Origin of the sequence: Virgisporangium aliadipatigenens (assembly GCF_016863615.1) — a bacterium.
Lineage (GTDB): Bacteria > Actinomycetota > Actinomycetes > Mycobacteriales > Micromonosporaceae > Virgisporangium > Virgisporangium aliadipatigenens.
In genome coordinates, this window is the sequence record NZ_BOPF01000012.1 from 1 (window position 1) to 19,533 (window position 19,533).

The 19,533-nt window shown below is 73.0% G+C and carries 14 protein-coding genes, 1 tRNA gene and 2 pseudogenes; 13 read left to right on the plus strand and 4 right to left on the minus strand.

The genetic code is table 11. From position 1 onward, the window contains the following. A pseudogene (locus tag Val02_RS17280) lies at positions 1–740 on the plus strand (hypothetical protein); the annotation flags it as partial. On the opposite strand, the gene Val02_RS17285 reads toward Val02_RS17280, so the two are convergent. Continuing rightward, positions 722–805: transfer RNA gene (locus tag Val02_RS17285), tRNA-Leu, on the minus strand. The pseudogene Val02_RS17280 and the gene Val02_RS17285 sit on opposite strands and share 19 nt — an antisense overlap. A gap of 839 nt (positions 806–1,644) precedes the next feature. Between Val02_RS17285 and Val02_RS17290 the strand changes: the two genes are divergently transcribed. Genes Val02_RS17290 through Val02_RS17300 form a run of 3 tightly spaced genes read left to right on the plus strand, consistent with a single transcriptional unit; the run spans position 1,645 to position 6,724 of the window. Next, the gene (locus Val02_RS17290; RefSeq protein ID WP_203900122.1) at positions 1,645–2,769 is read left to right on the plus strand and encodes an ATP-binding protein; all 1,125 of its coding nucleotides are present in this window, start codon (positions 1,645–1,647) and stop codon (positions 2,767–2,769) included. Continuing rightward, positions 2,766–4,358 (plus strand): vWA domain-containing protein, encoded by a 1,593-nt coding sequence (locus tag Val02_RS17295; RefSeq protein WP_203900123.1) that lies wholly within the window; start codon positions 2,766–2,768, stop codon positions 4,356–4,358. The genes Val02_RS17290 and Val02_RS17295 overlap by 4 nt, the downstream gene beginning before the upstream one ends. Beyond that, positions 4,358–6,724 carry a leucine-rich repeat domain-containing protein gene (locus tag Val02_RS17300; protein ID WP_203900124.1) on the plus strand — a complete coding sequence of 789 codons (2,367 nt, stop codon included), beginning with the start codon at positions 4,358–4,360 and terminating at the stop codon, positions 6,722–6,724. Before Val02_RS17295 ends, Val02_RS17300 begins: the two co-directional genes overlap by 1 nt. Positions 6,725–6,840: 116 nt before the next feature. Here Val02_RS17300 and Val02_RS17305 read toward each other — a convergent pair whose 3' ends face one another. Then, positions 6,841–6,984 (minus strand): GPGG-motif small membrane protein, encoded by a 144-nt coding sequence (locus Val02_RS17305; RefSeq protein ID WP_203900125.1) that lies wholly within the window; start codon positions 6,982–6,984, stop codon positions 6,841–6,843. Between the two features lie 87 nt (positions 6,985–7,071). Between Val02_RS17305 and Val02_RS17310 the strand changes: the two genes are divergently transcribed. Beyond that, complete coding sequence (locus Val02_RS17310; RefSeq protein ID WP_203900126.1) at positions 7,072–8,373, plus strand: M20/M25/M40 family metallo-hydrolase; 1,302 nt, start codon at positions 7,072–7,074, stop codon at positions 8,371–8,373. 32 nt (positions 8,374–8,405) lie between these two features. Continuing rightward, entirely contained in the window at positions 8,406–9,092 is a 687-nt protein-coding gene (locus Val02_RS17315) for a hypothetical protein (protein ID WP_203900127.1), read from the plus strand. 12 nt (positions 9,093–9,104) lie between these two features. On the opposite strand, the gene Val02_RS17320 is transcribed toward Val02_RS17315, so the two are convergent. Together Val02_RS17320 and Val02_RS17325 are read right to left on the minus strand one after the other, a co-directional pair. Then, the gene (locus Val02_RS17320; RefSeq protein WP_203900128.1) at positions 9,105–9,299 is read right to left on the minus strand and encodes a DUF5703 family protein; all 195 of its coding nucleotides are present in this window, start codon (positions 9,297–9,299) and stop codon (positions 9,105–9,107) included. Positions 9,300–9,341: 42 nt separating this feature from the next. Next, positions 9,342–10,313, minus strand: coding sequence for an aldo/keto reductase (locus Val02_RS17325; RefSeq protein WP_203900129.1), 972 nt, complete (start codon positions 10,311–10,313; stop codon positions 9,342–9,344). Positions 10,314–10,410: 97 nt separating this feature from the next. Here Val02_RS17325 and Val02_RS17330 point away from each other — a divergent pair, with 97 nt between their 5' ends. The 7 genes and pseudogenes from Val02_RS17330 (at position 10,411) to mshC (ending at position 19,527) form a co-directional block, all read left to right on the plus strand. Beyond that, positions 10,411–11,463, plus strand: a complete 1,053-nt coding sequence (locus tag Val02_RS17330) for an LLM class F420-dependent oxidoreductase (protein WP_203900130.1) — start codon at positions 10,411–10,413, stop codon at positions 11,461–11,463. Positions 11,464–11,637: 174 nt separating this feature from the next. Next, a pseudogene (locus Val02_RS47410) lies at positions 11,638–12,585 on the plus strand (Hsp70 family protein); the annotation flags it as partial. A gap of 2,370 nt (positions 12,586–14,955) precedes the next feature. Then, complete coding sequence (locus Val02_RS47415) at positions 14,956–15,786, plus strand: undecaprenyl-diphosphate phosphatase (RefSeq protein ID WP_239153147.1); 831 nt, start codon at positions 14,956–14,958, stop codon at positions 15,784–15,786. Positions 15,787–15,879: 93 nt separating this feature from the next. After that, positions 15,880–16,572, plus strand: coding sequence for an MSMEG_4193 family putative phosphomutase (locus Val02_RS17340; protein ID WP_203900132.1), 693 nt, complete (start codon positions 15,880–15,882; stop codon positions 16,570–16,572). A gap of 38 nt (positions 16,573–16,610) precedes the next feature. Further along, positions 16,611–17,183, plus strand: coding sequence for a DUF3090 domain-containing protein (locus Val02_RS17345; protein ID WP_203900133.1), 573 nt, complete (start codon positions 16,611–16,613; stop codon positions 17,181–17,183). Continuing rightward, complete coding sequence (locus Val02_RS17350; RefSeq protein WP_239153097.1) at positions 17,183–17,986, plus strand: SCO1664 family protein; 804 nt, start codon at positions 17,183–17,185, stop codon at positions 17,984–17,986. The genes Val02_RS17345 and Val02_RS17350 overlap by 1 nt, the downstream gene beginning before the upstream one ends. A 326-nt stretch (positions 17,987–18,312) precedes the next feature. After that, positions 18,313–19,527 (plus strand): cysteine--1-D-myo-inosityl 2-amino-2-deoxy-alpha-D-glucopyranoside ligase, encoded by a 1,215-nt coding sequence (mshC, locus tag Val02_RS17355; RefSeq protein ID WP_203900134.1) that lies wholly within the window; start codon positions 18,313–18,315, stop codon positions 19,525–19,527. The last annotated feature ends 6 nt before the right edge of the window (positions 19,528–19,533 follow it).

Sequence of the window (19,533 nt, forward strand, 5' to 3'; positions counted from 1 at the left end):
ACACCTTCGCCCGCGCGCAACAGCTACGGGGCCAGCGCAGCAGCGGCAAGGGCATCCGGCACCGTAACCACAAGACCCGTCACCCCGCGCTGCTGCGCGGCCTGCTGCGGCACGAGCCGTGCGAACGGCTGATGCAACCGCACTACAGCAACGGGCACATGTACTACCGCTGCCGCTACCCCCGCGACTACGCCGCTGCGAACGAGCTCGCCCATCCGAGTAACGTCAACCTGTCCGAGGAAGCGGTCATCGATCCGCTCGACGCGTGGCTCGGGACCGCTTTCGGCCCAGCGAACCGGGAACGGACCATCACCGCGATGCTCGACAGCCAACCGGCCGCCACGACCGACCCGAGGCTGGAAAGCCTGCGGGCGGCGATCCGGGAATGTGACCGCAAGTTGGACCGCTACCGCACCGCGCTCGACGGCGGCGCCGACCCCGCCGTCGTCACCGACTGGATCACCACCTGCCAAACCGAACGCCGCCACACCGAACAGCAACTCCGCGCCGCCGAAGCGGCCACCCCAACGACCCTCACACGGGACGACATCCGCCGCATGATCGACGGACTCGGCGACATCGTCAACGCCCTCAAAACCGCCGACCCAGCCGCCAAAGCCCGCCTCTACGGAGACCTTGGCCTTAACCTGATCTACTCCGCAGAAACAAAAACGGTGCACGTCCGGATCGAATCCGACGTACACCGTGGGAAATCAGTTTGTGTCCGAGGGGGGACTTGAACCCCCACGTCCTATACGGACACTAGCACCTCAAGCTAGCGCGTCTGCCATTCCGCCACCCGGACAGGGTCGGTATCGGCCGTCTTGGCCGCACCGGAGAGTTACTGTACACGCCTCGAGGGGGTCTCCGCACCGAGGTACCCCACCGGCACCACCGCGCCGCTCAGCACCACTTCTGTATCCGCCCGAGCCCTCCGGCAACCGACCCCGCAACCCGCCCACGACCTGCACCGCCTGCGCAGGACCCGGACCGGTCGAGGCCGCCGATGTCGCGGATGCTGCGGTTAGGGACAGCCGCGACAAACCCGGGAGACGGTGCCCGTCCGGCCGCCGCACCCACCCGGGCACCTTCGGCTGCCTGCTCGTGACCCACCGGCGTCGCGTTCGTCGCCGCTGTCCGGAGGCCCACAACACCCGCAGCCGCCACAACCCGAACACCGCCTCCGAACCGGTTCTCGATCAGGTCCCGCCCGAGCGCCCCGAACCCAGGAACGGCAGGGCGCCGAAGCGACATCCCCGAGATCGAAGGCGAAGCGCCATCACGCGACGGTCCACAGTGGAGGTACACGGGGACACCCGATGGCCGCTGACGCTCGATGCCTCGAGGACAGATCGTCCTCGAGTCCGCCCTGCGCACCCGGGTTCCGCGCCGACAAAAGGCCGCCGGAGAGAGCGTTGACGAGGGGTCGCCGGAGAGAGCGTTGACGAGGGGTCGCCGGAGAGAGCGTCGACGAGAGTCCGCCGCAGAGGACGTCGACGAGAGTCCGCCGCAGAGAGCGTCGACGAAAGGCCGCCGCAGAGAGCGCCGACGAGAGGCCGCCCGAGAGAACGTCGACGAGAGCCCGCCGAACAGGACACCGATCGCGCCCGTCCGGGATGGACGGGATCATCTATTGTCCTGCGCGTGCCGACCGGCGAGGCGTTCGACTACGTGACCTACGGGACCGCTTGCGATCCCGCCGAGCTGCGACGGTTCCTGGCGCACGCGATGGACGTCAACGAACGCCTCGCCGCCGAGGGCCGTCACGGCACGCCCGTGTGCGTCTGGGGTCGGCACGGCGTCGGCAAGACGGAGATCGTCGAACAGGTCGTCCGCGAAAGAAGAGCTCGATTCGTATCGGTCGCGCCGGCGCAGTTCGAGGAGATGGGCGATCTGCTGGGCATGCCGGTCGTCGTCGGCGACGGCGCGGCGACCCGCATGGCGCCGCCGGAGTGGGTGCCCCGCGACGAGGGACCGGGTGTGCTGCTCCTCGACGACGTCAACCGCGCCGACGATCGCATCCTGCGCGGCCTCATGCAGCTGCTCCAGCGCCACGAACTCGCCTCCTGGCGGCTCCCGCCACGATGGCAGATCGTCTGCACCGCCAATCCGGACGGCGGCGACTACTCGGTGACGCCGATGGACGACGCGATGCTCACCCGCATGATGCACGTGACGTTGCGCTTCGACGTGCGGCGCTGGGCCGCCTGGGCCGAGCGGAACGGGACGGATCCGCGCGGGATCGCGTTCACCCTCGCCTATCCGGAGGCGGTCACCGGCGCGCGGACGACGCCGCGGACGCTGGTGCAGTTCTTCGACCGGATCCGCGACATCGCGGACCTGCGCGCCGACCTGGACCTCGTCGCGATGCTCGGCGACGCCTGCCTGGACCCGTCGACCGTGTCGGCGTTCGTCGCGTTCGTCAATCAGGACCTGGACGAGCTGGTCACGCCGGAGGAGCTGCTCGGCGCCCGCGATTTCGTCCCGGTCGCGGCCAGGCTGACGGCGCTCGCCGGGGCCGGCCGCCGCCCGGACGTCCTCGCCGCCGTCTGCACCAGACTCATAAACCATCTGAGGGAACGTCGTCAGCGCCTCAACCCCACCGCCGTCACCAATCTCCGGGCGCTGCTCGGCCTCGACGTGCTGCCGGAGGACATGCGCCTCGCGGTGGCCCAGGATCTGGCCCTGCTGGACCGCTCCGTCGGCGCGGCGAAGGTGCTCGCCGACCCCGAGGTGACCCGCCTCCTGCTGGGCCTCACCCGGGCATGAACCTGGACGAGGTGCGGGCCCAGGTCGACGCGACCGCCCGCGACCTGCTGATCGGCGAACCGTACTACGGCCACCTGCTGGTCGGCATGATCCGCGTCGTGCGCCGGTCAGCGGCGGGCGTGCACCTGGTCCCGGCCGGCCCCGCACCCGGCCTGGCCGTCGACGCCGACACCTGGACGGCCCTGTCGCCGGCCGCCCGCATGGCCACCCTCCGCCACGAACTCCTGCACCTCACCCTCAAGCACCCGCTGCGCGCACGCGCCTTCGCCTCCCTGGACCTGTGGGGCCTCGCCTGCGACCTCGTCGTCAACCAACTCTGCGACACGCGGGAACTCCCCGGCGCGATCCACCCGCACGACGTCGGCGTCGAGCCCGGCCACACCGCCGACACCTACTACGCCCTCCTCCGCGACGCCTACACCCGCGCCTGCCACCCGACCGCCGGCCACGCAACGAAGGCGTGCGCCGTGCTGGGCGGTGCCGCGACAGACCAAGCCGTCGAGGGCGGCGCAACGACGGCGTGCGTGATGGCGGGCCGGGCCGCAGTGGGATGCGCCGCCGGAGGCCACGCCGCAGCGGGGTGCGTCGCGCCGGGCCGTGCGGCGGCGGGGTGCGCCTGCGGGAGCTGCGTCGCGACAGCGTGCGCGGCGTCGGGCGGTGCCGCCACGGACCACGCCGCAGAAGGCCGCGCGACGACGCAGCGTGTCGCGTCGGCGTGCGTCATGGCGGGCCAGGCCGCGACACGTTGCGCCGCCCAGGTCCACGCCGTCATCGGCTGCGCCGCTCATGCAAGGCCCGCGACCGCCGGCCCCACAACGGCGGCGTGCCCCGACAGCGCCGGCGGCGCAGGGCGGCCGGACCCCGTCGCGGCCGCGATCAGGCACTGGCTGGACGGCCCCGGACACGCCCGGCACGCCTCCTGGCGGGAGTTCGCCGCGCTGCCCTCGTCCACCCTCGCGGCGTTCACCTACGGGGTGGACGCCCTGCTGCGCGCCACCGTGCGCCGGATCGGCCCCCGGGGCCGCGGGACGCTGCCGGGCGGGCTCCTGGAGATCGTCGACGCGATCGTGCGGCCTCCGGAGGTGCCCTGGCGGCGGGTGCTGCGGATGTTCGGGGCGACGGCGGAGCGGACGCGGCTGCGGAGCACGGTCACGCGGCCGTCGAAGCGGTACGGCACGACGCCGGGTGTGCGGGTGCGGCGTTCGACCGAGCTGGTGGTGGCCGTCGACACGTCGGGCAGCGTCGACGAACGCAGCCTCACGGCGTTCTTCGCCGAGATCCATGCGCTGTGGCGGCGGGGGGTCGCGGTGACGGTGCTCGAGGCGGACACGGTGGTGCAGCGGGAGTACCCGTACCGGGGCCGGCCGCCGGGGCAGGTGGCGGGGCGGGGCGGGACCGGGTTCGACGCGGCGATCGTGCGCGCGAACGCGCTCGCGCCGGACGGGCTGGTGTATCTCACCGACGGGTGGGCGCCCCGGCCGGTGGTGTCGGCGCGGATGCCGGTGCTGTGGGCGTTGTGCGCTTCGGATGTTCCCCCGGATGGAGAGCTACCGGGGCGCAGGGTGCGATTGACCGGGAGGAACGGCTGATGGCGGACCCGTTTGTCGATGTGGCGACGGCGCGGGCGACCCTCGCGGCGCCGAAGGGCGACGGGCGCCTGGCGCGGGCGCTCGACCCGACGAACCTGGCGACGTGGCTCGCCCTCGACCCGCCCGAACGCCGCGCCGTGCTGGCCGCCGCCGCCGGCACCGTGCACGAGGCGATGCACAAGGCGGCGAACGACCGCCGCCGCCCCGAACCGGAACGCGAGACGCTGCTGGCGGATCTCGCCGCGGTGCCGAAGCTCGACGCGAAGACGGCGGGCCGCCACCTCGCCGCGGTCGTCGGCGATCGGGGCCTGCTGCCCGGTGTCACCCCCACCTGGGCGGCCACCTGCGTCGCCGCGTACCTGCCCTACGGGCCCGAATATCCGAAGATCTTCCACGACACGGCCCGCATCCGGTTCCTCGCCGGCGACCGCGACGGCGTGATCGACGCCGTCACCCAGGGCAGGGCCAACGGCGGCAGCATCTGGCTGATCCGCGACGACGCGCTGCTCGCCGCGATGTGGGACGACCCCCGCTACGTCGCGCTGTTCACCGGGCCGCCGGAGTTCGACCACCTCGACGCCGCGATCCTGGCCGCGCCGCACGTGCGCACCGTCGATCACCACGCGCCCGCGCAGGACCCGCCGGACGGCCTCGCGCGCCTGGTCCACCTGGAGAAGCTCGTGCTGCGGGCCGGCCCCTCGGACCGGTTCGTCCGGGCGCTGCTGACGCTGCCGGCGCTGACCGAGCTGATCATCCACGACGACGTCGCGAAGGTAGCCGCCGAGACCCTCGACGCGCTGCTGGCGAAGCTGACCACGTTCCGGCTGACGACCCACCTGTGGGGCGAGCTGATGACGGCCGCCGAGGCCCGGTCGCTGCGCGCCGGCATCGCCGGCCTGCCGCCCTCCGCCCGCCTGTTCCAGATCGCGATCCAGTGCCGCCTCGACGACGGGACGCCGGTCGAGGCCGCGTCCCTCGACGACGTGTTGTCCGCCGTGGACAGCCCTCTCCCGTACGTGCGCTCCCGTGCCCTCCATCTTCTGATGGAACGACTTGAGTCCGGCCTCGCCCTCGCTCCGGGCGACGCGGTTCTGGTGGCCGGGGACATCGGCTTCACCGCGACGGAGCTGAAGGAGCGGCTGGGCCGCATCGGCGTCTCCGTCGCCCGCACCCCCGGTCCGAAGGTGCGCGTGTCGGTCGTCGGCGAACGCCACAAGGGAGCCGCGCACCGGCACGCCGCCGCCGGCATCGCGCTCACCACCGCCGAACGCCTGCGCGACCTGCTCGACCGCGAGGCGCCCACCGTCATCGGCGCCGCCGCGGCCGACCGGATCCGGGACCTGCTCGCCTCGCCCGACGCGGCCAACCCGGCCGTCGCGCTCGAACTGATGCGCACCGGCGGCGTTCCGGACGGGATCCTCGCCGAACTGCTCGTCTTCTCCCGCTGCACCTGGCTCGACAAGAAGCTGCGCGAGCAGGCGCGCAAGCTGTTCATGAAGGTGGCGCCGGCCTCGGTGACGGCCGCCGTGCGCGACCGCGACACCCGCTTCACCGTCGAACCGGCCGTAGCCTCGCCGAAGCCCTGGCAGCGCAACAACTACTACGACCTGCGCGACGCGGCCGGCGCCCTGGCCGAACTGTCCGGCGGCGACATCGACGCGTGGGACGTGGTGATGTTCGCCTACCGGATGTGCGGGGAGACCGCCCTCGTCCTCGGCTGGCGCGGCATGGACGGCGTCGACGAACGGGCGTTCGCGCTGCCCGCCACGCGGGAGATCCTGCTGAACAGCCACACGGCGACACGCCTGCCCGAGACGTTCGGCAACCTGCCGCACCTGTGGAGCCTGTCGCTGAACTACGCCGGCCTCACCGCACTGCCCGAGAGCATCGGAGACCTGCCGGCCCTTTCGGTGCTGCACCTGGAGGGCAATGCGCTCACTACGTTGCCGGACCGCGTGGCACGCCTCGCCACCCTGCGTGAGCTGCGCCTGGGCGGGAACCGCTTCCCGACGTTCCCCCGCAGCGTGCTGGCCCTGAACGGCCTGGAGACGCTCGACTACGCCCACTACGACAAGGGCCTGCGCACGGCCGGCCTGCCGGCCGACTTCGGCGCGCTGACCGGCCTGCGCCGCCTGTCCCTGCGCGACCAGAACGTCGGCGCGCTGCCCGAGTCGATGCGGGCCATGACGGCACTCGAGGACCTGGACCTGACATCGGGCCGGATCGACGCCCTGCCGGAGTGGCTCGCCGACCTGCCCGCCCTGGCCAAGCTGCGCCTGACCGCCGCGAAGATCGCCGACCCCGCCTCGGTCGAACCGGTCGTGACACGGCTGCGGGCGCGGGGAACGGACGTGAGCGCCCCCTAGAAAGGATTAAGGGGTGCCGCGGGAAAGGGGGAGGTTCTCCGCGGCACCCAGCTCGTGTCGGAACGGGTCACGCCGGCCGGAGACCTGGGGACGAGGCAGTACCGGCGGACCCTCGATCAGGCGAAGAGGCTGACGCCACCCGGCCCGACGAGCAGCCCGACGATGATGAGGACCACGCCCCAGAGAATCTGGCCCCGGACGATCGTGACGATGCCGGCGACCACGAGGATCACTGCGAGAAGCCAGAGCAGGTTATACATGTCCCGGGAGATACCCCTGGGCATATTTCGATAAACGCCGGAGGGCCGCCGTGCGGGCCGTCGTACCGGGGGAGTAAGAAGGTGGGCATGACGGCCACCGACGAGGTCGTGCGCATCTGCCACGAACTCCTGCGCATCGACACCACCAACACGGGTGACCTCGCGACCACCGTGGGCGAGCGTGCCGCGGCGGAGTACGTGGCGGCCCAGCTCGATGAGGTCGGTATCCACTCCGAGCTGCGCGAGAGCGCGCCGGGACGCACTTCTCTCGTGGCGCGCATCCCGGGTGCCGACAGCTCGCGGCCCGCGCTGCTCGTGCACGGGCACCTCGACGTGGTGCCGGCCGACCGGAGCGAGTGGTCCGTCGACCCGTTCTCCGGGGAGGAGAAGGACGGCTTCCTCTGGGGTCGCGGCGCCGTCGACATGAAGGACTTCGACGCCATGGTGCTCGCCGTGGTGCGGCAGTGGAAGCGCGAGGGGAAGGTGCCGCCGCGCGACCTCGTGCTCGCGTTCTTCGCCGACGAGGAGGCCGGTGGCAGCTACGGCGCGCATCACCTCGTGGAGACCGAGCCGGAGCTGTTCGAGGGTGTGACCGAGGCCGTCGGGGAGGTCGGCGGCTTCTCCTTCACCGTCGCCCGCGACCAGCGGATGTATCTCGTGGAGACGGCCGAGAAGGGGCTGCAGTGGCTGCGCGTGCACGCCCGCGGCCGTCCCGGGCACGGTTCGATGATCAACGATGACAACGCCATCACGGCCCTCGCCGAGGCCGTCGCGCGGGTCGGGCGGCACCGGTTCCCGATCCAGCTGACGCCGACCGTGCGGACGTTCCTCGAGCAGATCTCCGACGCGCTCGGCATCGAGCTGGACCCGGAGGACCCCGAGCCGACCATCGCCAAGCTCGGCACGCTGTCGGCCATCATCGGCGCCACGATCCGTAACACCGCCAACCCCACCCGTCTCGACGCCGGCTACAAGGAGAACGTCATCCCGAGTCTGGCCACCGCGGCCATCGACTGCCGGGTGCTGCCCGGGCAGGAGGAGACGTTCCTCGAGCAGTTGCGCGTGGTGCTCGGCCCCGACCTGGACATCGAGTACGTGCAGAAGCAGCCGGGGCTGGAGACGTCGTTCGACGGGGCCCTGGTCGAGGCGATGATCGCGGCGCTGCGGGCCGAGGACCCGGGTGCGCGGGTCGCCCCGTACATGCTCTCCGGCGGTACCGACGGCAAGGCGCTCGCGAAGCTCGGCATCCGGCATTTCGGGTTCGCTCCGTTGCGCCTGCCGGCCGATCTCAATTTCAGCGCGCTGTTTCACGGCATTGACGAGCGCGTACCCGTGGACGGACTAAAGTTCGGCGTGCGGGTACTCGACCGCTTCCTCGCCGCCAGCTGACGCCCCCCGAATCCTGCGAAGGGAAGCCCACCATGACCGACCGGCACGCGGAGCTGGACACCGCCTTCGAGCGTGTGATCACCGCCGCCCGGGACCACCTGGCCGCCGTGCGCGCCGCCGACGGCCGCGCCGACGACGACGAGGTATGGCGGGCCTACGTGGAGCTCAACAACGCCTCGTTCGAGTACGACGAGCTGCTGCTCGACGCGTTCGGCGAGGTCACCCCGTGGGACGTCGACCCGATCGACCCGGACGAGGCCGACCGGCAGTTCGGGGTGGGGCTCGGCGGGGTGGACGGCAACGAGCCCGAGGACCCGCACGAGCACGTGATCTCCGTTCGGCAGCGCCGCGACTACCGGATCCCGAGCGTGACGGCGCTGCTGCGGCTGGCCGAGACCGCGCGGCGCACCACCGCGCAGGGCGGCGACGAGCCGATCACGCCGGTGGAGACCGTCGGTGAGGCCGTTCTGGAGCTGATGCAGGCCGGCGACGTGTCGCTGAGCGCGCTGGACATCCCGGAGCTGGAGTCGCTCGACGGGGTCGTCGTCGTGGCCGAGGTCGGCAAGCCGCTGGATCCGGAGGCGTTCGACGACGCCGACGGCACGGGGCCGTTCGGGCTGGAGACGGGTGACCGGCTGGTGGACCGGCTGGACGAGCACGCCAACATCGACCTCGACGACGAGGAAGAGGTCGACCAGTCGGTGGCGCCGAAGGCGTAGGCGCCCCGGTCCTCAGTAGGAGAAGTCGGGCTGTGCCGGTTGGGCGGTGACCCGCCGGCGCAGTACCACCTGCCGGGTGCCGTCGCGGTAGAGGCGGACGCGGGCGAGTTCCCACCCGGCGTACTCGGCCTGGATCGTCAGCTGTGCCGCCGCGGTCAACCTGTCGACGTTTGACGGCAACCGCAGCGGCACGTATTCGTAATCCATCTCCCGATCCTGCCGCGCCGTCGCGCCGGACACCAGCCCTGATCAGGCCGGGCGTTCGGGGTAGCCCGTGTGGGGGAGGGAGACGTCGTCGAGGGCGGCGCGGATCTCGTAGGGCAGCTGGAGGCGTTCCGCCGACAGGGCGCCCACCAGTTGGCCCACCGTGCGGGCGCCGAGCAGGGTGGAGGCCACCCCGGGCCGGTCCCGCACCCAGGAGATCGCGACCTCGAGCGGGGCGACGCCCAGGCCGTCCGCGGCGGTCGAGACCGACTCGACGATGCCGCCGCAGCGGGCGTCGAGGTGCGGGTTGACGAACTCGGCGAGGTCCGGCGAGGCCGCGCGGGAGTCGGCCGGGATGCCGTAGCGGTACTTGCCGGTCAGCACGCCCCGGCCGAGCGGCGACCAGGCGATCAGGCTCATGCCGAGGGCCGCGCAGGCGGGCAGGACCTCGCGCTCGACCCCGCGTTCGACCAGGGAGTACTCCATCTGCGTGGAGATCAGTGGGGCGCGGGCCGGGCCGGCGGCCTGCACGGTCGCGGCGCGGGCCGTCTGCCACCCGCTGTAATTGGAGACGCCGACGTAGCGGGCCCGGCCGGAGAGCACGGCGTGGTCGAGCGCCGACAACGTCTCCTCAAGCGGCGTGTCTATGTCAAATCCATGCACTTGCCACAAATCGACGTAGTCGGTACCCAGTCGGCGGAGAGTGGCATCGAGCGAACGCAGCAGGTTCCCCCGCGAACAGTCGAAGCGGCGCCGCACCCCCGCCCGAAGCCCTGACTTGGCCGCCAGCACCACCTCGTCCCGCGGGACCAGCGCCTCCAGCAGGCTGCCCAACAGCGCCTCGGACTCGCCCTCGGCATAGACGTCAGCCGTGTCGATCAAGGTCCCGCCGGCGTCCATGAACGTCTTGAGCTGCGCGGCAGCGTCATCGGGGTCACCGTCGACCCCCCAGGTCATCGTGCCGAGCGCCAACCGGGAGACCGCCAGCCCGCTTCGGCCAAGCGGTCGCTGCTGCATGGCGACACGATACGGCCACCACAGCGCCACGCCGTGCAGGTCGACGCCCGGATACCCTCAGTTCGACCCTCGCCGCCCCATGTCCTCCGGAGGAACGATGCGACTCGGAGTGAACCTCGGATACCTCTCCGGCGCCGCCCCGCCCGAGGACCGGCTGGCCGTCGCGCGGGAAGCCGACCGGCTCGGATACGCCGTCGCCTGGGTCGCCGAGGCGTACGGCTCCGACGCCGCCACCATGCTCGCCTGGGTCGCCGCCCAGACCGAACGCATCGACATCGGCTCGGCCATCTTCCAGATCCCCGGTCGCACCCCGGCCATGACGGCCATGACCGCCACCGGGCTCGACCTGTTATCCGGCGGCCGGTTCCGGCTCGGGCTCGGCGTCTCCGGGCCGCAGGTCGTCGAGGGGTGGCACGGGGTGCCGTTCGCCAGGCCGCTGGCGCGCACCCGCGAGTACGTCGAGATCGTGCGCAAGGCGCTCGGCCGCGAGACGGTCACCTACGACGGGGAGTTCTACACGTTGCCGCTGCCGGGCGGGCCGGGCAAGCCGCTGCGGCTCATGGTCCACCCCGTGCGGCCACAGGTACCGATCTACCTCGCCGCCGTGGGGCCGAAGAACCTGGAACTCGCCGGCGAGATCGCCGACGGATGGCTGGCGATCTTCTTCGCGCCGGAGTTCGGCGGCGAACTGCTCGCCAACGTGCGCACCGGCCGCGAGAAGGTCGGCAAGACGCTCGACGGGTTCGACGTGGTGCCCTCGGTGCCGGTGGTGTTCGGGCCCGACCCCGCCGCCTGCGCCGACCCGGTGCGCCCCTACGCCGCCCTGTACGTCGGCGGCATGGGCAGCCGCGAGAAGAACTTCTACAACCGGCTCGCGACCCGCATGGGCTACGGCGACGCGGCCCGCGAGATCCAGGACCTGTACCTGGCCAAGAAGCACCGCGACGCGGCGGCGGCCGTGCCGCTGGAGTTCCTCGACCGCACCGCCCTGCTCGGCCCCGTCGAGCGCGTCGCCGAACGCCTGCACGCCTACGCGGACGCGGGAGTGACCACACTCAACGTGAGCATTTACGGCAATGACACCGAGCAGCGCGTCCAGCAACTGCGGCTGATGGTCGAGGCACTGGAGAAGTCCGGCCTCGGAGAGTGATCATCAGAACATGAGAGAGGCGCGCGCCGGGGCGACCGGCGTGTGTCGGGACCCCGTACGCTCGGGCGCGGTTCTACCGACGTAGGGGAGGGCGGCGCTTTGGCCATCGGTGGTGACGCGGCGGGCTATCGGCTGGGGATCGACTTCGGCACGTCGACGACCGTCGCGTTCCTCATGGGACCGGACGGGCACGCCCAACCGCTGCTCTTCGACGCCACGCCGGTGCTGCCCTCCGGCGTCTACGCCGGCGGCACCCCGCTGCTGACCGGCGCCGACGCCGAACGGGCCGCCGCGGCCGACCCGGACAACTTCGAGCCGCACCCCAAGCACCACGTCGACGACCCCGGCGCGGTCGAACTGCTCGCCGCCGTGTTCGCCCGGGTCGCCGCCGAGGTCGCACTCGTCGTCGACGGGCTGCCCGGCCGGACGGTGATCACGCACCCGGCGGTGTGGAGCCGTTCCCGGCTGGCCGTTCTGGTCGACGCCGCCCGCCGGGCCCGTCTCGACGGCATCAAGATCGTCCCCGAACCGGTTGCCGCCGCCTCACACTTCGTCACCGACCTCGGCGGCAGCCTCCCGGCCGGCCGCTGCCTCATCGTGTACGACCTCGGCGCCGGCAGCTTCGACGTCAGCGTGATCCGGCGCACCTCCGACGGCTTCGGGGTCGCGGCGGCCGGCAGCCTCGGCGACGCCGGCGGACTCGGCCTCGACGGCGCGATCATCAGCCACCTGCGCACCCTCACCGGCGCCGACCCCGCCGTCTGGACCCGACTCGAGCACCCCCGCACCGCCGACGACACCCGCGACCGCCACGCCCTGTGGCGCTCCGTGCGCATCTCGCGCGAACAGCTCACCCGCCAGAGCGCCGCCGCCGTGGAGGTGCCCGGCCTCGCCGGCGAGCCGCACCTCACCCGCGAGGACGTCGACCGGATCATCGGGCCGGTGCTCGAACGCACCGTCACCCTCACCGTCAACACGCTGCGCACTTCCGGCATCGCCCGCGAGGACGTGGCCGGCGTCCTGCTCGTGGGCGGCGCGACGCGCACGCCGCTCGTGGCCGCCCTGCTGGCCCGCACCCTCAACATCGCCCCCACCACCCTCGAACAGCCCGAGACGGTGACGGCGGTCGGCGCACTGCGGGCACCGACCAAGTTCCCGCCGGGGGAGGAGCCCGGTCCGGCCCACGCCGCGCCGGGTGTCGCCGCCGGGGATCCGGACGGGCCCTCCGGCGCACACGCGGCGCCCGTGTCCCCCACGACGGTGCCGGGAACGGCCGCCGGCTCCGCCGCCGTGTCGGGCTCCGCGTCCGTGCCCGGAGCGGTGTCGGGCTCCGCGTCCGTACCGGGGGCCCTCGGGGTGGCGGCCGCGGCTGCCGCTGCCGTGCCGTCGCAGCGGGACGGCGGGGAGCCGGACCTCGCGGATCGATCGGGCGAGGGCGGGGCGGGCTTCGGGCCGCCGGTCGCGGAATCCGCATCGCCCTTCGCGGCCTCCGCGCCGCCGCCCTTCGTGCCGCCCGCCCCCGACGGGGAGGCTCCGGCTTTTCCTTCGGCGGGTGCTGCTTCCGGTGGGCTGTCCGACGGTGTCGGCTCGCGCGGGTATGCGGCTCATGGCGAGCCGGGTGACGGGGCGGGGCGTGCGCCCGCCGGCTACGGGCCGGACCTCGTGCCGCCTGCACCGGACGGGGAGGCTCCGGGTTTCCCTTCGGCGGGTGCTGCTTCCGGTGGGCTGTCCGACGGTGTCGGCTCGCGCGGGTATGCGACTCACGGCGAGCCGGCCTACGGACCGGATCTCGCGCCGGGTGATGGTCCCGGGCATGTGCCTGACGGGACCGGCTTCCCGCCGGGCGCCGATGCGGGGCTCGTGCCTCCCGGCTACGGGCCGGACTTCGCGCCGGGTGATGGTCCCGGCCGTGAGCCCGGCGGCTTCGGTCCCGACGGGCCGGCCTACCCGCCGGGTGACGGCCCGGAGCGTGCGCCCGAGGGCTACCGGCCCGACGGCTCCGGCTTCCCCCCGGCGAGCGACGCTCCGGGACGCGCATCCGTCCGCTACGGCCCCGACGGCCCGGGCCTCCCGACCGGCGAGAGCAGCGGCCCGGTGGTAGCCGGCGCAGCGGCGGAGGCGCCCCCGCCGGGCCGGACGTACGGCCGCCGCCCGGAAGAGCCGCACGCGGACGACGCGACCCACGTGGACCGGCCCGACGCGGGCGCATACGCCGACGACGCGACCTACATCGACCGCCCGACGGCCGGCCGCCACCTGCCGGGCCCGCGCGACGGCGACGGCTACGACGCCGGGCCGTACGAGCGCGGCCCGCACGGCCCGAGCCCGCGCCACGGTGTCCCGCAGGTCCCGGGGCCGCAGGACGCAGCTCCGTACGACAGCGGCCCGCACGGCCCCAGTCCACGCCACGGCGTGCCGCGGATCCCGGGTCCGGACGACGCCGCTCCGCGCGATCCCGGTCCGTTCCGCGAGGCGCCCTTCGACGGTGGCCGCCACGGCGCCGACCCGCGCGATCCCGGTCCGGTCGCCGGCGGTGTCTACAACGGCGGCTTCGAGGCCCCGCCCGCGCGCGATGCCGCTCGCGGTCACCACTCCGGTGGTGTCTACAACGGCGGCTTCCAGCCTCCGGTCCCCCAGGACGACCCAAGTGACGGCGGTCGGCGCGATCCGGGTCCGCCCGCCGGTGGTGTGTACAACGGCGCCTTCCAGCCCCCGTCTTCGCAGGACGACGACGACCCACGCGACGGCGGTCCGCGTGATCCGGGTCCGCCCGGCGGTGGCGTTTACGACGGTGGCTTCCGGGCGGCGTTCCCGGCCGGTGCCGGGCCGCGCGATGAGGCGCCGGAGGACGGCGGTCGCCGCGGCGGCGGTCCGCGTGATCCGGGTCCGCCCGCCGGTGGTGTGTACAACGGTGGCTTCCAGGCGCCGTTCCCGGCCGGTGCCGGGCCGCGTGACGAGGCTCCGGAGGACCGTGGCCGCCACGATCCCGGCCCGCCTCCCGGCGGCGTCCACCACGCCCCCTACGCCGGCGCTGCGCCCGACGATGACGACGCCACCTGGATCGAACAGCTGCGCGCCCCCGCGTCGGCCGACGACGACCTGACCGGCGGAGCGTTCCCGCCTCCGGCGCAGCCCCAAGCGCCCGGGGTCGCCCGCCCGGTGGAGCCCGGCGTCTACGGCGCCCAGGCCCGTGTCCCCGCGCCGGGCGCCCCCGTTGCACCCGTAGCGGCGGCCGCCGCCCCGCCGCCGTTCCCGCCCGGCGGGTATCCGCCCGAACGCCGAGGAGACCCGCACGTGCCGGCCGAACTGCTGGGCCACCCCGACGACCGGCCGCTGGCCCCGGGGGACTACGCCGAACGCGAACAGCAGGAGCCGGCCGAGGACCCGAACGCCCGCGTGAAGGGGTTCGCGGCGATCGGCACCCTCGCCGTGCTGGTGCTGGTGTGCGCGATCATGATCCTGCTGTTCCCGGACGACCCGGACCCGGCGAAGATGACCTGGTCCGAGGTGATGGTGCTGGGCATCGTCCAGGGGCTGACGGAGTTCCTGCCGGTGTCGTCGTCGGCGCACCTGCGCATCACGTCGGCGATCTTCTTCGACCGGGACGCCGGGGCGTCGTTCACGGCGGTGACGCAGCTGGGTACCGAGGCGGCCGTGCTGCTGTACTTCGCCAAGGACCTGTGGCGGATCGCGTCGGCGTGGGCCATGGGCCTGTTCGACAAGGAACGCCGGGACCAGGACTACCGCATGGGCTGGTACATCGGCCTGGGCACCATCCCGATCGGCGTGTTCGGGCTGCTGTTCAAGGACGAGATCCGTTCCGGGGCGCGCAACCTGTGGCTGGTCGGCTCCACGCTGATCATCTTCGCGATCATCCTGGGCGTCGCCGAGAAGGTCGGCGCCAAGGAACGCCCGCTGGAGCGCTTCGGGGTGAAGGACGCGGTCGGGATGGGCGCGGCGCAGGCGATGGCCCTGGTGCCGGGCGTGTCCCGCTCGGGCGGCACGACGACGGCCGGCCTGTTCCTGGGGCTGACCCGGGAGGCGGCGACGCGCTACTCGTTCCTGCTGGCGATCCCGGCGGTGGTGCTGTCCGGGCTGTTCGAGCTGGAGAACGTCTTCAACCCCGAGCAGGGCGGCATCGCGCCGAGCGGCCTGCAGATGGGCGTGGCGACGCTGGTGGCGTTCGGGCTCGGGTACGCCTCCATCGCCTGGCTGCTCGGCTACGTGGCCAAGCACACGATGTACGTCTTCGTCGGCTACCGGATCGTGCTGGGCCTGCTCGTCTTCGGCCTCCTGGCGGCCAACGTGATCTCCGCGACGTGAGCGGGGCGGCGACCGGCGTGGGCGGGGCCGTGGCCATCCTGGTCTGCGCGACATGAGCGGGGCCACCCGCGGGACCGGCTAGGCTTCCACTCCGTGGCGACCCTCCTCCTCCTGCGGCACGGCCGGACGACCAGCAACGCGGCGGGCACGCTCGCCGGTCGCCAGCCGATCGCGCTCGACGAGGCCGGCGAGGCACAGGCCCGTGCCGTGGGCGAACGCCTCGCCGCCCTGCCGCTGGCCGCCGTCGTCAGCAGTCCGCTGGCGCGCTGCCGCCAGACGCTCAGCCTCGCCCTGCCGCAGGCCCGCCCCGCCGTCGACGAACGCTTCACCGAGTGCGGCTACGGCGACTGGACCGGCCGGCCGCTGAAGGAGCTGGCGAAGGATCCCCTGTGGAAGGTCGTGCAGGCGCATCCGTCGGCGGTGACGTTCCCCGGCGGGGAGGCGATGGCCGCGATGGCCGCGCGTGGTGTGGCGGCGGTGCGTGAGTGGGACGCCACCGTCACCGCCGAACGGGGTCCCGACGCGCTCTGGCTGGCCTGCAGCCACGGCGATGTGATCAAGGCCATCGTGGCCGACGCGATGGGGCTGCACCTGGACCAGTTCCAACGGATCGTGGCGGACCCGGCGTCGCTGACGGTCATCCGGTACACCGCCACCCGGCCGTTCGTCGTGCGGTTGAACGACACCGGCGGCGATCTCGCTTCGCTCGTTCCCCCGAAAAAGACCCGGCGGAGGAGAAACCCGGCGCCGTCGTCGGACGCCGCGGTCGGCGGAGGCGCGGGCTGACGCGACGCGCGGACGTCCGGACGGATATCGTCGTGGGTATGGCCCATCAGGTGTACGCGTTCGAGCCGCCCGAGCGGTTCGTGGCGGGGACCGTCGGGGCACCCGGCGATCGCACCTTCTTCCTCCAGGCCCGCGGGGGCGGCCGGGTGATCAGCGTCGCGCTGGAGAAGGTACAGGTGGCGTTGCTCGCCGAGAAGCTCGACGAGTTGCTGCTGGAGGCGCACCGGAGGTTCGGTGTCGAGCTGACCGAGGTGATCGGTCCCGCCGACAACGAGCCCCTGGAGACGCCGCTGGACGAGGAGTTCCGGGTGGGGACCCTCGGGCTGGCGTTCGACGTGGACACGGCGACGGTCGTGATCGAGGCGATCGCGGTCGGCGACGAGGAGCCCGAGGCGGAGCTGCCCTCGACGGACGAGGAGACCGAGGACGACGAGGAGGCGGACGTCGACCGGGACCGGCTGCGGGTGCGGCTGACCCCGCAGGAGACGCGGGCGTTCATCGACCGCGCCAAGCGCGTCCTGGCCTCCGGCCGTCCCGCGTGCCCGCTGTGCGGGCAGCCGCTCGACCCCAAGGGTCACCTCTGCCCGCGCCACAACGGATACCACCGGTAGTGCCGGGAATTCCGACCGAGGACGCGCTCGACATCCTCAACCACGGCACGATCGAGATCGAGGGACGGCTGGTCGACGCGTCGAACGCGACGCTCCGCGCGGTCATCACCCTGGATCGCACCGACGCGCGGTGCGTGTACAAGCCGGTGCGTGGGGAGCGTCCGCTGTGGGACTTCCCGGACGGGACCCTCGCCGGCCGCGAGTACGGTTCGTACCTGGTGTCCGAGGCCACCGGATGGTCGCTGGTACCGCCGACGGTGCTGCGCGTCGGTCCCCTCGGGTGGGGGATGGTCCAGCTGTGGATCGACGAGGAACGCCAGTCGCCCGAACCGCTCGTCAACTTCGTGCCCCGGCGCAAGGTGCCGCCGGGCTGGCACCGGATCGCGGCGGCGCAGGACGACGACGGCCGGCCGTTCGTGCTGGCGCACTCCGACGACGCGAAGCTGGCCCGGATGGCCGTCTTCGACGCGGTGGTCAACAACGCCGACCGCAAGGGCGGGCACGTCCTGTCCACTGTGGACGGTGAGGTGTTCGGGGTGGACCACGGGTTGACGTTCCACGCGGACGACAAGCTGCGCACGGTGCTGTGGGGCTGGTCCGGCGACGCGCTGCCGGCGGAGGCGACCGAGGCGCTGGCGAAGCTGCGCGCCGGGCTGGACGGTGGCCTCGGCGAGGCGCTGGCCGAGCATCTCACGATCACCGAGCTGCGCGTGCTGTGCGAGCGCATCGACCGCCTGGAGCAGGGCGCGAGATTCCCCAAGCCCAACCCCGACTGGCCCGCCCTCCCGTGGCCGCCTATTTAGAGCCTTCTTTCCCGGGCCGTCGGCGGCGCGACCGTTGCCTCCCGGGCGGCACCACTGGCCCCTTCGGGGCTACGCTTCCACGTCCGCGTCCGGTCACGGCGCCTCCGGCGGCCGGATCCCCGTGCCACCGCCGTCGGGTACTTGCGGACGCGGACCTGGCAAGCGGAGTGGTCGGGCACGCGGAGCGGCCCGGCCCGGAGCGGGCTCGGCGGGAGCAGCGGTCCGGCGCCCGGCGGACCGTCGCAATGAAGCTGTTGAAGCTGTTGAAGCTTCGAATGATCTCTGTCACGTCCGGGACGATGACGATCCGCGGCTACGCTGGCCGGATGGATTCCTGGTCGCCGCCCGCGGTTCCGTCCCTTCCCGGCGAGGGTCATCCCCTCTCCCTGTACGACACCGCCCGCGGCGCGAAGGCACCGGCGAGCACGCCGACGATGTACGTCTGCGGGATCACGCCGTACGACGCCACGCATCTGGGCCACGCCGCCACGATGATCACGTTCGACCTGATCAACCGGACGTGGCGGGACAACGGCCTGGACGTGCGCTACGTCCAGAACGTCACCGACATCGACGACCCGCTCCTGGAGCGCGCGGCCCGCGACGGCGAGGACTGGATGGTCCTCGGCATGCGCGAGACGGCCCTGTTCCGCGAGGACATGGAGGCGCTGCGGCTGGTCCCGCCGGCGCACTACGTCGGCGCGGTCGAGTCGATCCCGTCGATCGTCGAGTCGGTGGTGCACCTGCTCGACCGGGGCGCCGCCTACCGGCTGGAGGACGGCACCGGCGACGTGTACTTCACCGTGTCGGCGGCGCCGAAGTTCGGCTACGAGTCGCACCTGGACCGCGCCGAGATGCGCCGCCTCGCGGCCGAACGCGGCGGCGACCCGGACCGCCCCGGCAAGCGCGACCCGCTCGACCCGCTGCTGTGGCGCGGCGCCCGCGACGGCGAACCCGCGTGGGACGGCGGCCCGCTCGGCCCCGGCCGGCCCGGCTGGCACATCGAGTGCGCGGTGATCGCGCTCGGGCTGCTCGGCGACACCATCGGCGTGCAGGGCGGCGGCAACGACCTGATCTTCCCGCACCACGAGTGTTCCTCGGCGCACGCGGAGGTGCTGACGGGTGCGGCGCCGTTCGCCGCGCACTACGTGCACGCCGGCATGATCGGCCTCGACGGCGAGAAGATGTCCAAGAGCCGCGGCAATCTCGTGTTCGTCTCGCGGCTGCGCGGCGACGGCATCGACCCGATGGCGCTGCGGCTGGCGCTGATGTCCGAGCACTACCGCGGCGACCGGCAGTGGACCGACGAGGTTCTCAAGAGCGGACAACAGCGGTTGTCGAGGTGGCGTGACGCCGTCTCCGGTGCCGCGCCGGCGTTCCCGGTCGAACGCCTCCGCGCGCGGCTGGCCGACGACCTCGACACGCCCGGCGCCCTGGCCGTGGTGGACGAGTGGGCCGAGGCGGCCCTGTCGGGGGAGAACGGGGACGGCTCCGCCGTCGCGCGCACCGCGATCGACGCATTGCTGGGTGTGAAACTGTAGGTGGAC